Origin of the sequence: Aeribacillus sp. FSL k6-2211 (assembly GCF_037966125.1) — a bacterium.
GTDB classification, from domain to species: Bacteria; Bacillota; Bacilli; order Bacillales; family Aeribacillaceae; genus Aeribacillus; species Aeribacillus composti.
This window is the reverse complement of record NZ_CP150190.1, coordinates 874,314-886,723: the sequence shown is the minus strand read 5'-3', so window position 1 is coordinate 886,723 and position 12,410 is coordinate 874,314. Positions and strand designations below refer to the sequence as shown.

The window sequence follows — 12,410 nt, the reverse complement described above, 5'->3', positions numbered from 1 at the left end:
CCTTCCCGCTTTTCATTATAGCTTTTTAAACAGGCAAGCTACAAGTCCGTATTTAAAGATTATAAACCTTGTTTTGCAATGTAAGCCGCCAAATCTACCACGCGGTTTGAGTATCCTGTTTCGTTATCGTACCAAGAAACAACTTTCACCATGCGGTTTTCAAGCACCATAGTAGAAAGCGCATCAATCGTAGAAGAATGAGTATCACCATTATAGTCTCTGGATACAAGCGGCTCCTCGCTGTACGCTAAAATACCTTTCAATTCTCCTTCAGCTGCTTCTTTAAGCGCAGCATTTACTTCTTCCACTGTTACGTCTTTTTCAAGCTCAGCCACTAAGTCAACGATGGACACATTTGGTGTCGGAACACGCATTGCCATACCGTTAAGTTTTCCTTTTAATTCAGGCAATACGAGCGCAACTGCTTTAGCCGCACCAGTTGTTGTCGGTATGATAGATTCTGCTGCAGCGCGAGCGCGGCGGTAATCTTTGTGAGGCAAGTCTAAAATTTGTTGGTCATTTGTATAAGCGTGCACAGTTGTCATCATGCCTCGAACAATGCCAAATTTTTCATGCAAAACTTTTGCAAACGGAGCTAAGCAGTTTGTTGTACATGAAGCATTGGAAATGACATGATGATTGCTTGGATCATATTTGTCTTCGTTTACGCCCATAACAATTGTGATATCTTCTTCTTTAGCCGGCGCAGAAATGATTACTTTTTTCGCACCTGCTTCAAGGTGTTTTGCTGCATCTTGACGGTTCGTGAAGCGACCAGTAGATTCTACTACAATGTCAACGCCAAGGTCTCCCCAGCCTAATTGAGCTGGATCGCGCTCGGATAATACTTGAATTTCTTTTCCATCCACGACCAAGTTATTTCCGTTTACCCCGACTTCCACATCGAGTTTTCCATGAACAGAATCGTATTGTAAAAGATGTGCAAGCATGTTTGCATCTGTTAAATCGTTTACTGCTACTACTTCTACTTCAGGATTTTTTAATGCTGCGCGGAATACATTGCGTCCAATACGACCAAAACCATTAATACCAATTTTCACTGCCATCTTTAAGTCCTCCTTCAATTTTAGGAATGATGTTTATATTGAGGGAGCTTTACAGTTCCCTTAATAACTCTTTAGCTGCCACTTCGTCAGTTACTAAAATCGTGGCTAATGATTGATTCATATACGCTTTGATCGCTTTTGCTTTAGAGGCTCCTCCAGCAACCGCGATCACATTTCGTATGTTTTTTAAGTCCTCCAGCTGCATTCCAACCGTTTGAACTTTATGGACGACTTCACCTTTTTGGTTGAAGTAATAACCGAAAGCTTCGCCTACTGCTTTTCCTTTTTTAATTTTTTCGAAATCTTCCTTCGGAGTCTTTCTTCGCTCCGCCATTGTTTGAGCATCCCCGATGCCATGAACAAGCATTTTCGCTGAACGTATAATTTTTAAAAGGTCTTTTATTTCCGGTTCTTCGATAATGGATTCATATGCTTCCTTGCTTAGCTGGTCAGGAACATGGAGCAGCCTGTATTTCCCATGTGCACGTTCAGCTATTTTGGCGCAAATCGTATTCGCCTGGTTTTCAACATTTTCCCCTAGTCCGCCTCTTGCAGGGACAAATAAAACATTTCGGCGATGACCTAACGGAATCATCATTTCAGCAACAGCTGCCAGCGTTGTGCCGCCTGCCACAGCAACAACCTCGTCATCCTGCAAATGATTCATGATGCATTGTGCACAAGCTCTTCCCATTTCTTTTTTCACGAGGGGCGAATGGTCGCTGTCACCTGAAACAACAATCACTTCATCTAAATGAAGCTTCTCTTTTAATGTAGTTTCCAAAAAAGTTAAACCTAAAACATCTTTCATCATTTCTTCCAATGATGAAAGAAGATCATCCCCTTCTTTCGTTAAGGTCATTCCCGAGGGGTGAATATGAATTAAATTTTGTTCTTTTAAAAATTGCACTTCTCCACGCAGAATTCTTTCACTGATGCCTAAATTGTTTGACAAGCTTCGTCTTCCTACAGGCTGCATCAGTCGAATGGACTGCAAAATTTGATAGCGCTTTTGCATAGTTTGGAGAAGATCAGGCAATAATTTTTTTTGAGCTTCAATTAATGATTTCATTTTCAAGACCCTTCAGCTCTTTCTTTCCGGGACTTTTTTTGTCCCTGTAAGACAAATTATGTCCCAATTATAGCAAAAAAATTCACCCCTTGCTACATATATTATTTTAGCAGGAGCGCAAATGTTAATCAACAGAAACAAGTTCCAGCAAACGTTTTCTTAAAGAATTTTCTTCAATTTTCCCAAAAATAACAATCTTTCCATTCACTTCAATCACTGGAATCATTAGTTGATATTTTTCCAGCAGCCGGTCATCTTGATAAATATCTTTTTCTTTCAGATCAAAGGGTATTTCAGCTTGCAGCTTATACAGCAATTCCTTTGCTTCATCACATAATGGACATGTTTGCTTCGTATAAAGAACCACTTGATTCACGAATCCAATTCCTTTCTAATTATATCTTTTTCGCAAATTGGACGAAGGGATATTGAGCTGATCGCGGTATTTGGCCACTGTTCTTCTCGAAACATTCATATTATAATTCTCTTTCAACAGGTTGGCAATTTTTTGATCTGAAAGCGGTCTTTGCTTATTTTCTTGATCAATTAATTGCTGAATGACCTGTTTAACATTCGCACTTGATGTATCTTCTTCTCCCACTTTGTTAGTGAAAAAATATTTCAACTCATATAAGCCGAAAGGAGTTTGAACAAATTTATCATTGACCGCTCTGCTTACAGTCGACTCGTGAATGTTAAGAGAATCAGCGATATCTTTTAATGTTAGCGGTTTCAAAACGTTGTTTTTCAAATAGAAAAAGTCTTTCTGAAATCGTATAATTTCCTGCATAACTTTGACAAGCGTTTCCTTCCGCTGCTCAAGCGATTTTAACAGCCAGCGTCCTTGATGGAGTTTAGTCTGTACATAAGATTTTACATCTTTTTCTGTTTGTACAATCGGTTCATAGTCCCGATTGATTTTAATTTGCGGCAAAAGATCTTCATTATAATATACAATCCAATCTCCATTTCGCTCTTCAATCATTAAATCAGGGATGATATAATTCGGGGTTTCCTCATCAAATTGCAGACCAGGTCTTGGATTCAATGTTTGAACAAAATCGAAAATTTGCTGAAGAGCATTCAGCGACAGACCTGTCTTTTTGGAAAGATCCTTCCAAGCTTTTGTGGCAAACAGATGAAAATGCTCTTTTAACACGAACTCGGAGCCTTCAGGTTTTTCCTCGATTTCTTTAGCCTGCAAAAGCAAGCATTCTTGAAGCGAACGTGCCCCGACGCCAATTGGATCTAATGATTGCAGTACAGACAGCTGTTTTTCCAAAAGATCGATCGAAATTTGGAACTTTTCCGATAGGCGGGATAAGTCTTCTGACATATAACCATTTGAGTCCACTGCATCGATTAAAATATGAATAGCACGCCGTTCGTTTTCGGTAAAACGAAATTCTACGAGCTGATTTCGCAAATGATCTTTTAGCCCCATCCCTTTTTTCGGCATATTTTCGATCCAGCGGCCATCCTCCTTGTTTGCCCTCTGCTGCTTTCTTTGATTATGATAAAATATCGTTGGATGGGATTCTTCCAATTCCACAAAGGGGTTTTCAAGCGTAATTTCCCTCAAGTAAGATACTAAATCGATTGTAGAATATTGCAAAAGCCCAATGGCTTGCTTCAGCTCTTTCGTCATCGCCAATCTCAAGGATTGGTTTTGGACTAAGTCCATTTTTATATGCATCAGAACTCCCCCCCTTTAGTTCTATTTTACATGAAGAATTTAAAAAAAGAATCTAAAATTTTGGAGGAACGAAAATGACACAGCTTTTTTCTGTTTCCTATTTTAAAGAAAACTTTAAACAGTACATTGAAATGAATAAAGAAAAATCTTCAAAGATTGATGCCATGAACAGCTACTACCGATCTGTCGTCTCAACTTTAATTTACGACCAGCTAACCAAAAATGCTGAAATATTGAAAAGACTGCAAAATCTTGATCAAGCATATAATCAAGTAAAAAACGAGGAATAAAAGAACTTTTAAATTTTAATGTATGAGATCAGTTTTTGAAGTCGGCATATAAGCCGATTTCTTTTTTTGCAGTAAAGCTTTTGGTTAATACAAAAAACTGAGCAAATATAAGCTGCCCAGCTTTCGTTTTCGTTTTTATTTCGATTCATGTTTTGGCAAATATTCTGTCGTAAAAATTTCCTTTGCATCAAATGCTTTTTCTAATAAACCAAGATCGTGCAATTGTTTAATTAATGTTGCCCAGCGTTCTTCCGTCATATATCCGACTCCATGCTCTGCTCTATCTCCTCCATATACAAAATCCACTTGTGTTTCGGCTTCAAATTTTAATGATTCTAATTCCATATCAGCGTTGTCTTTCTGAATCACTTTATTAATCTCTTCGTAAGAATCTTTGTATAAATACCATCCTTCGACAAAAGCATCCACAAATGCTTTGACAGTTTCTTTATTTTTTTCTAAATAGTCTTTTGTAACATATAACACAACGTTATAAGGATTATAACCTGCATCAGATATGAGCTTCGTTTCTACATCTACTCCATCTTTTTTTAAGAAAAACGGCTCTGAAGTCACAAAGGCTTGGCTTACAGAATTGGGATCGCTAATAAAATTCGAATGCTGTCCTGTATAAGCCAATTCTTGTACATTACTTAAATTATATTTAGATTTCAAAAAGTCCCAATACGTAATACCAGGCTGTATATATACTTTTCTTCCATTTAATTCATCAAAATCGTCAATTCCCTTTCCTTTATGGAACATTAATGCCTGCGGGCTTCCTTGCATGGCAGCAGCTACAGCGACTAATTCAATTCCTTGATTTCTAGCAATAACCATTTGGTCAGCATGTGCAAGCCCAAAGTCAGCACTTCCAGATGCAACCATTTGAATAGACGAGACTTGCGGCCCGCCCGGTTCGATCGTGACTTTTAAACCGTTTTTTTCAAACAATCCGTTTTCTTGTGCTGCATACAAACCGCCATGCTGCGCCTTCGGAAACCAATTTAATACAATTTTTACATCTTTTAAGTCTTTTTTCTCTTCATTCGAAGCGCTGTCTCCCTCGTTTGTTGAGCTGCTCGACTCTTGTCCGCCGCAGGCGGTGAGGAAGAGCATGAATATAATCCCGATTAATAGAAAACTTGCTTTACGCCATGCTTCCAATTCTTTTTCCCCCTTTTTGCACTTTTTTGAAACTCAATAAAGCTCGTTCCCTAACGCAAGCAAACCATTTTTATGCAAAAAAAATTAGCAAATTGAATTCAGCTCTTGTAAGCAATAGTGATTATGTCAACTTAATTTTTGATCAAATTTTTTATTTTTCTCCCTTCATCGCGGATTCGTGCCATGATCTCAGCATGAAATGAGAAAACAAACTTACGAGTAAGTAAAAGACAATCCCAAAAATAGCAGCGGCAATTCCACAAGCAAATAAATATGGTGTTTTTAATTGAACGGCTGCTACCGTAATGGCATACCCTAAACCGCCTTTTCCTCCGCCAATTCCAGCTATATATTCACCCGTAATAGCTCCAACGATCGATAGCGTGCTGGATATTTTTAAGCCGGTCATCATGTAAGGCATAGCAGCCGGAATTCGGAGCTTCCACATTTTTTGCCATTTTGACGCATTATATAAAGTAAATAATTCGCTCATATTTTTATCGACTGAATTCAATCCCATTAACGTATTTGAAATAATCGGAAAAAATCCGATTAAAAATGAAATCATCACAATCGAATTGAAGCCCGAGCCGAACCAGATAACAACGATCGGTGCAACAGCTACAACCGGTATCGTTTGTAAAATAACCGCATACGGGTAAATGCTTATTTCTAAAATTTTTGAGCTTGCTAATAAAACCGCAAAGCCAATTCCAATGATGGCGCTTATTACAAATCCGATCACAGATTCAGCCACCGTTATTTGTATGGCTGGCCATAATAACTCCCAATCTTCAACCGCCGCTTGAAGGACGTCCGTCGGTTTTGGAAGTATAAACGGCTGCACGCCAACCATAATCGGTACAAACTGCCATAAAGAAAGAAAAACAACAAGCGCAGCAATCGGACCAATAATCTTCCATTTTGATTTGCTCCATATTTTCAGTTTGCCAGTATTATTTGATTGAGCGACAATTTCCTTCGTTTGAGTGGTTGCTGTTTGTACAGACATTTATACCAACTCCCTTCGGGTTGAACTATTCTCAAGACTTTGCGAGGAAATATCGACATATTCTGTAAACCGTTCATCTGTCCGCTCCCTCGGATAAGGAAGATCGACATCGATGATAGATGATAATCGTCCGGGCCGAGCTGACAACACTGCAATTCTAGTAGAAAGATAGACAGCTTCAAATACATTATGAGTAACGAACAAAATTGTCATTTTCTCCCTTTTCCATATTTCAAGCAGCTCCGTCTGCAAGGTCTGTCTTGTAATCTCGTCTAATGCAGCAAACGGTTCATCCATTAACAGCAATTTAGGTTTTGCAGCCAACGCTCGAGCTATAGACACCCTCATTCTCATTCCGCCTGACAACTGCCTAGGATATGACTTTATATGATCCTTTAGTCCAACCATCTCCAATACTTTGATCGCATCCTCTTTGCGGCTTTTTTTATCCGAACCCCTTAATTCTAAAGGCAGCATCACATTTTCCAGCACCGTTCTCCATGGAAGCAAATTGGCATCTTGGAATACAAAAGCAACATCATTTGTATTTTTTATAACTTCTTTCGGGTTTTGCCCAAATACCTCTACCTTGCCCTCAGTAGCTTCGCCTAAACCTGCCACCATTCTTAATGCCGTTGATTTCCCGCAGCCAGACGGGCCGAGGAAGCTTATAAATTCCCCTTCTGTGATGGAAAAATGGAATTGGCTTAAAGCGACTGTGCCGGTATTGTAAATCTTACTAACATGATGAAATGCGACAATCTCGTTTCGAATTGCTTCCACTGCTTATCCCCCCTTATCTAAGTTAGAATAGCTGAGTTTCTTATTCTTGGTTTTTTATAATTGACTTTTGTATGCTCAAGAGCCGTTTCCAGCATTCTTTCAGCAGCTTTTTGCGCCCGCATGGCAAATGATTCTTCATCGATATTGACAAGACGCCCTTTATCTACAACAATCTGTCCGCCAACGATAGTCATATCGACTGTCGGTGTGCCCGCTAGAATCGGAAGTGCCGTATCGTTGAAAAGCGCACCAGCAAATTCTAATCGATTCGTATCAATCATAAACATATCAGCAGCCTTGCCGACTTCCAATGAACCAATGGCATCTTCCCAGCCAAGCACTTTAGCTGAACCTCTCGTCGCAATCGACAAACAATCTTCAGCACTTAGCGCTGTCGTTCCATGCTGAAGATTATGGAGCAGGTTCATAATTTTTAAATCTAATAATAGATTGGAGGAATCATTAGAAGCTGAACCATCAACACCAAATCCCACTTTTACCCCTGCCTGCAGCATGTCCATAATTCGCATCGTTCCGGAAGCCATTTTCATATTGCTGCTCGGACAATGAGCAACTCCGCAGCCACAAGCACCCAGCTTGGCAATTTCTTTGTCATCAAACCAGATTCCATGCGCATACCACACGTCTTCGCCGACCCAACCTGTTTCTTCCATTAGTTCGAAAGGACGCATGCCAAACTTTTCTCTGCAAAAATCCTCTTCATCGATCGTTTCCGCCAAATGGGTATGCATCCGAACGCCATAACTGCGTGCTAAATCCGCTGATTCACGCAGCAAGTCTTTGCTAACCGAAAATGGTGAACAAGGTGCAACACCTACCCGCAGCATCGAAAATTTACTAGGATCATGATAGGTTTCAATAATTCTCATGGTATCTCGAAGAATAACATCCTCCGGTTGAACGATTTCATCTGGCGGCAATCCCCCTTTTGATCGTCCTAAACTCATAGAGCCTCTAGTTGGGTAAAAACGAATTCCGATCTCACGTGCTGCCCGTATTTCCTCATCAATTAATTCACAGCTGACTCCATTCGGAAAAACGTAAAAATGGTCAGCTGATGCCGTACAACCGCTTTTAAGTAACTCACCTAATCCGACAACAGCACTTAAATACACATCTTCCGGCCTTAGATGGCGCCAAATATCGTACAAAGCGATTAGCCAATCAAACAGCTCAACATTTTGCACCCAAGGGATATTGCGGGTGAAAGTCTGATACAAATGATGATGCGTATTGATTAACCCCGGATAAACAATTTTTCCGCGCGCATCAATGACAATATCCGCTGACTCACAAGGTAAATCATAGCCAATCGCTTTAATCTCTTGACCGACAACATACATGCTGCCGCCTGGGTATTCCGTTCGATTTTCATCCATAGTAATAATATTTTTGGCATTTTTTATGAACAACGTCTTCATTCATTCACCCCTTTATAATACGATCAATCCCTTTTATGTTAATTTTTATAACACAATACGTAATGTGTATTTATTATATATTCTTTTCAGCTATTTAACATTAGCGAATATTCACAATTTTTAATGTGATTTTGTGTATTTTAACCAAAAAAATTACGTATTTATGTTATATATTCTGACATAAATGACGTTTTTTTAAGAGGAGCGGTATATGGGGGAGTGGATTTGTTTCCATATTTAGGAAATAAAAAGCCCAGTTTTTCAACTGAGCTAAATAAAAATTTTTCGGCAACCGTTATATATAGGGGACTTCCAAACGAACAGGCAATGTTGAATGAATCCGAATGTGACAGTAAAAGAGATGACCAGATTTAAATCTTGTACTCTTCATCCGTAGTGAAATCCCTTTTGCATGCCGGTTGAAATTTTGCAATGTGACTGGTTCATTCGGATGGCCGCCATCAGTAACCGGCTTTGCCTGAATTGTTTTGTCCGAAAAGATTTCCTCCTGCAAACTCGGCTTCCATCAGAACCATTTTACCCGATCACATATAAGGGAATACGCCAGGACGAATGATCGGCGCCGTAACAGTCAGATACCCTTGTGTCTTCGTCGTAATCTTGTATGCGTTTTTCCCTTATACACATTACATCCTCTCTCAGGTAAAATAAAAAGCACTCCTAAAAGGAGCGCCAATTTTTGAAAAATTAATAGAATTCAACATCATCTATCTTCCATGAAAAACGATCAGATCTTGTATCTTCATTTTGTTTTTTTTGATCATCAACAGGTTTATTTTTATTAATAACAACAGGTTCTTTACTATCCTCTTTCATTTTCTTGACCATCTCACATAAAAAATTGTGATCACTATAATCTGCTTTATTTTAAAAGTCGCTTCTTTATCCAAAAATATTTCTTCTTCGCCCTAATAAACTGATTTAGAAAAATTCTTTCACTTCAACAATGCTATTAAACGGTTTACATTCAACTTTTTCGCTTAATTCTTCATCATCAAATGCTGGGTATCGTAACGTACCTACAACCATACGGATTACCAGGAAGCCCTCCTGCAGGTGGATTATTTACTGTACAAAAAAACTTTCCATCTATTTGTCCATGATTTTCTTACTCTTTTATCGTGTGATATCGAGATTATTGTTTCAAATCTTATGGATAAGATAAAAAACGGAGAGTTGCTTCAGCTTTTCTTGCGGTCTGATACAGTTTCAATTCCTCATAGTTAAGATAAAAACTGGCATATCATTCCATTTAGTCGCTGCGAAATATTGGTTTCAATTCCTCATAGTTAAGATAAAAACGTTAATAACGTATATAAATAATAGCGACTATATACTATAGTTTCAATTCCTCATAGTTAAGATAAAAACGAAGTCATCAAGCGTTTGGTGCATGTTATGTATCGAAGTTTCAATTCCTCATAGTTAAGATAAAAACGAAGGAGTTTGCACTTCTTGGTCAAATTCTCGGCGAGTTTCAATTCCTCATAGTTAAGATAAAAACTGTTTATTGCACAAAATGAAGAGGCGAGAAAGGTCATCTCGTTTCAATTCCTCATAGTTAAGATAAAAACATATGCCCGTATATCGGCGAGGAAAAGGCGGAGCTTGTTTCAATTCCTCATAGTTAAGATAAAAACTGAGATACATTGCGATGATTAAGAATCTTTCCTGCGGGTTTCAATTCCTCATAGTTAAGATAAAAACGGTTAAACTTTCGGTTAATTTGTTTCCATTTTTCTGTTTCAATTCCTCATAGTTAAGATAAAAACCCCAAAAATCATTGATGGTGCAAGGTTTTGATAATAATGGAAATTTTGTTATTTCAATTTTAGCGTAAACAGGAATTTTTATCAATTCTTTGTTTTTCGTTTATTTTCTGCAGATTTTGCATCGTTACTCTAAAAAAGAAATTGTCGTCGATCCCCCGGGATTTTTGCACGATTGGAGGTCGACGACAATTTTTAAGAGGTTCCGTTATAATTGCAAGTTTCCATCTCTTTCGTACATAGTTGAAAACAGTTTATAATATCATAAGTTTTCCCGTACTACTTGTCTAAATCAATTTCAATTCTTTTCCTTTTCTCAAATGTTGCTATTTTCTTAATGCCGATTGATTTTAACAATTCTCTCGCTTCATCTAATAAATTGCCTACATCATCTGGAAAATGAGCATCAGAAGACATAGTTATAGGTACTTCATATTGAGATAAAATTTTTAAAAATTCAGGACTTGGACACATCTCATTAATCGGATAGCGGTAAGCAAGTCCTGTATTGATTTCAGTTGCCGTATCATTTTCTTTTAAGCTTTGTGCAATACGGCGGTAATAGCCTTTCAGATCTTCTTCATTTGGCCGAAATCCATATACTTTTAAATTATCAAGGTGCCCTACAATATCAAACAGTTTTGAAGAAATGGCTTGTTCAATAACTTTAAAATGTTCCTCATAAAGAACATTTAAATCAAAATGGTGAAAATACTCTTTAGTATCTGGGTTATCAAATCCCCATCCTTTATAAAAATGAACAGAACCTATTACATAATCCCACTGATATTGAGATAATATCTCTACAAGGTCCTCTTCACACCCAGGAAAGAAATCTGCTTCAATCCCAAACTTTAATCGAACGCCCTCTGCTTCCCATTTTCGCTTTTCATTTTCTATCAACTTGGCAAACTGCTCGATTGAGACACATGAAACTATATCCAACCAATTATTTTGCAATGTGCCAAGTCGATCATTTTCTAAATAAATATATTTCTTATAAAAGGATTTCATTTCTTTAAATCGATATAGATGATCAACTATTCCCACTTCCTTTAACCCGATTTTTTTTGCTTGTTTTAAATAAAAATCTAGCCAAAATGAAGAAAATGCCCCTTGTTCCATTCGATAATTCATAATTCTCGCTGTTCCCATAAGCCATTCTTTAGAATGAGGATCATATGGGATTTTCCAAAACTGTTCAATCGCTCGAACAGTTCGATTCCACCAATTTAATGAATATGGTCCTTCTTCTAAATGAACGTGGTAGTCTACTTTCATCATAAAATCCTTTCAGATTTATTAGTCTGCAGTAATCCAGTTAATACCATTTGTTTTTTTATGATTTTTCCACCCTTTTGGGATAGGTTGATCACAAACAATCACATCTACTTTTTCAAGAGGACAAATTTTACAAAAAGCATCGACACCAATTTTTGAATGATCAACAAGTAAAATAATTTCTTTTGACACATGTATCATTTCTTGAGAGACAGACGTTTCTGTCAAATCATAGTCACTTACGCCGCCATCTATAGAAACTCCTCCTGCTGAAATGAAGGCCTTATCAATATGAAATTGACTTAACATTTTTTCAGTTAATCTTCCGCCTACTGACTGCTGCTTTGGATTTAGTTGGCCGCCTAATAACAATACTTCTCCAGAAAACATTTTTTGGTTTAATAGATCAGTTAAAACTGAGGAAACTGGCAAAGAATTTGTTAAGATTGTTATTTCTTTTTTATTTTCAATAGATCTTGCCAATTCTAATGCGGTTGTTCCAACATCGATCACAATTGTGTCGCCATCTGAAATAAGCATGGCCGCTGCTTTTCCAATTTTTATTTTCGCTTCTTGGTTCACTATTTTTCTCTGTACAAATGGAGGCTCTGTTCCTTGATAAGATTTTTTTACTGCCCCGCCATATACTCGCTTTAATAGTCCTTTTTCTTCTAAAATCATTAAATCCCGGCGGATTGTTTCTTGAGAAACTTGAAATTGCTCGGCAAAATCAATGACCTTTACTTTTCCGGTTCGATCTAATTCTTGAAGTATGGCATTTTTTCTTTCCTCTGGAAGTATGGACATTAA

12 protein-coding genes and 1 CRISPR repeat array are annotated in these 12,410 nt (G+C 37.8%); of the genes, 1 reads left to right on the top strand and 11 read right to left on the bottom strand.

All coding sequences use genetic code 11. The annotated features are described in order from the left end of the window. Nucleotides 1-59: 59 nt before the first annotated feature. The 4 genes from gap to rpoN all read right to left on the bottom strand — a co-directional run bounded on the left by gap (nucleotide 60) and on the right by rpoN (nucleotide 3,835). Nucleotides 60-1,067 (bottom strand): type I glyceraldehyde-3-phosphate dehydrogenase, encoded by a 1,008-nt coding sequence (gene gap / locus NSU19_RS04305; protein WP_063386960.1) that lies wholly within the window; start codon nucleotides 1,065-1,067, stop codon nucleotides 60-62. A gap of 49 nt (nucleotides 1,068-1,116) precedes the next feature. After that, nucleotides 1,117-2,139, bottom strand: a complete 1,023-nt coding sequence (locus NSU19_RS04300) for a sugar-binding transcriptional regulator (protein WP_339198963.1) — start codon at nucleotides 2,137-2,139, stop codon at nucleotides 1,117-1,119. A gap of 124 nt (nucleotides 2,140-2,263) precedes the next feature. Next, nucleotides 2,264-2,515, bottom strand: a complete 252-nt coding sequence (locus NSU19_RS04295; protein WP_063386962.1) for a glutaredoxin family protein — start codon at nucleotides 2,513-2,515, stop codon at nucleotides 2,264-2,266. A 15-nt stretch (nucleotides 2,516-2,530) separates the two neighbouring features. Next, nucleotides 2,531-3,835: an RNA polymerase factor sigma-54 gene (gene rpoN, locus NSU19_RS04290; RefSeq protein ID WP_144597284.1), complete on the bottom strand. Its 1,305-nt coding sequence runs from the start codon at nucleotides 3,833-3,835 to the stop codon at nucleotides 2,531-2,533. 74 nt (nucleotides 3,836-3,909) lie between these two features. On the opposite strand from rpoN, the gene yvfG reads away from it, so the two are divergent. Further along, nucleotides 3,910-4,125 carry a protein YvfG gene (gene yvfG, locus NSU19_RS04285; RefSeq protein WP_063386963.1) on the top strand — a complete coding sequence of 72 codons (216 nt, stop codon included), beginning with the start codon at nucleotides 3,910-3,912 and terminating at the stop codon, nucleotides 4,123-4,125. Between the two features lie 135 nt (nucleotides 4,126-4,260). Here yvfG and NSU19_RS04280 read toward each other — a convergent pair whose 3' ends face one another. The 7 genes from NSU19_RS04280 to NSU19_RS04250 form a co-directional block, all read right to left on the bottom strand. Next, complete coding sequence (locus NSU19_RS04280; RefSeq protein WP_339198961.1) at nucleotides 4,261-5,292, bottom strand: ABC transporter substrate-binding protein; 1,032 nt, start codon at nucleotides 5,290-5,292, stop codon at nucleotides 4,261-4,263. A gap of 151 nt (nucleotides 5,293-5,443) precedes the next feature. Continuing rightward, nucleotides 5,444-6,304: an ABC transporter permease gene (locus tag NSU19_RS04275; protein WP_063386965.1), complete on the bottom strand. Its 861-nt coding sequence runs from the start codon at nucleotides 6,302-6,304 to the stop codon at nucleotides 5,444-5,446. Then, complete coding sequence (locus NSU19_RS04270) at nucleotides 6,305-7,087, bottom strand: ABC transporter ATP-binding protein (protein ID WP_066249138.1); 783 nt, start codon at nucleotides 7,085-7,087, stop codon at nucleotides 6,305-6,307. A 17-nt stretch (nucleotides 7,088-7,104) separates the two neighbouring features. Then, nucleotides 7,105-8,529, bottom strand: coding sequence for an 8-oxoguanine deaminase (locus NSU19_RS04265; protein WP_339194456.1), 1,425 nt, complete (start codon nucleotides 8,527-8,529; stop codon nucleotides 7,105-7,107). A gap of 708 nt (nucleotides 8,530-9,237) precedes the next feature. Then, the gene (locus tag NSU19_RS04260) at nucleotides 9,238-9,366 is read right to left on the bottom strand and encodes a hypothetical protein (RefSeq protein WP_339198959.1); all 129 of its coding nucleotides are present in this window, start codon (nucleotides 9,364-9,366) and stop codon (nucleotides 9,238-9,240) included. Between the two features lie 323 nt (nucleotides 9,367-9,689). Next, nucleotides 9,690-10,322: a CRISPR direct-repeat array (repeat unit 30 nt; unit sequence GTTTCAATTCCTCATAGTTAAGATAAAAAC). A 276-nt stretch (nucleotides 10,323-10,598) separates the two neighbouring features. Then, the gene (locus NSU19_RS04255; protein ID WP_339198957.1) at nucleotides 10,599-11,600 is read right to left on the bottom strand and encodes a histidinol phosphate phosphatase domain-containing protein; all 1,002 of its coding nucleotides are present in this window, start codon (nucleotides 11,598-11,600) and stop codon (nucleotides 10,599-10,601) included. Between the two features lie 21 nt (nucleotides 11,601-11,621). After that, the gene (locus NSU19_RS04250; protein WP_339194451.1) at nucleotides 11,622-12,407 is read right to left on the bottom strand and encodes a DeoR/GlpR family DNA-binding transcription regulator; all 786 of its coding nucleotides are present in this window, start codon (nucleotides 12,405-12,407) and stop codon (nucleotides 11,622-11,624) included. Nucleotides 12,408-12,410: the final 3 nt, after the last annotated feature.

What these genes read in the sequence shown, in the direction of transcription:
- gap (WP_063386960.1), bottom strand. Translation starts at nt 1,067, where the DNA reads ATGGCAGTGAAAATTGGTATTAATGGTTTTGGTCGTATTGGACGCAAT.
- NSU19_RS04300 (WP_339198963.1), bottom strand. Translation starts at nt 2,139, where the DNA reads ATGAAATCATTAATTGAAGCTCAAAAAAAATTATTGCCTGATCTTCTC.
- rpoN (WP_144597284.1), bottom strand. Translation starts at nt 3,835, where the DNA reads ATGCATATAAAAATGGACTTAGTCCAAAACCAATCCTTGAGATTGGCG.
- yvfG (WP_063386963.1), top strand. Translation starts at nt 3,910, where the DNA reads ATGACACAGCTTTTTTCTGTTTCCTATTTTAAAGAAAACTTTAAACAG.
- NSU19_RS04275 (WP_063386965.1), bottom strand. Translation starts at nt 6,304, where the DNA reads ATGTCTGTACAAACAGCAACCACTCAAACGAAGGAAATTGTCGCTCAA.
- NSU19_RS04265 (WP_339194456.1), bottom strand. Translation starts at nt 8,529, where the DNA reads ATGAAGACGTTGTTCATAAAAAATGCCAAAAATATTATTACTATGGAT.
- NSU19_RS04260 (WP_339198959.1), bottom strand. Translation starts at nt 9,366, where the DNA reads ATGAAAGAGGATAGTAAAGAACCTGTTGTTATTAATAAAAATAAACCT.
- NSU19_RS04255 (WP_339198957.1), bottom strand. Translation starts at nt 11,600, where the DNA reads ATGAAAGTAGACTACCACGTTCATTTAGAAGAAGGACCATATTCATTA.
- NSU19_RS04250 (WP_339194451.1), bottom strand. Translation starts at nt 12,407, where the DNA reads ATGTCCATACTTCCAGAGGAAAGAAAAAATGCCATACTTCAAGAATTA.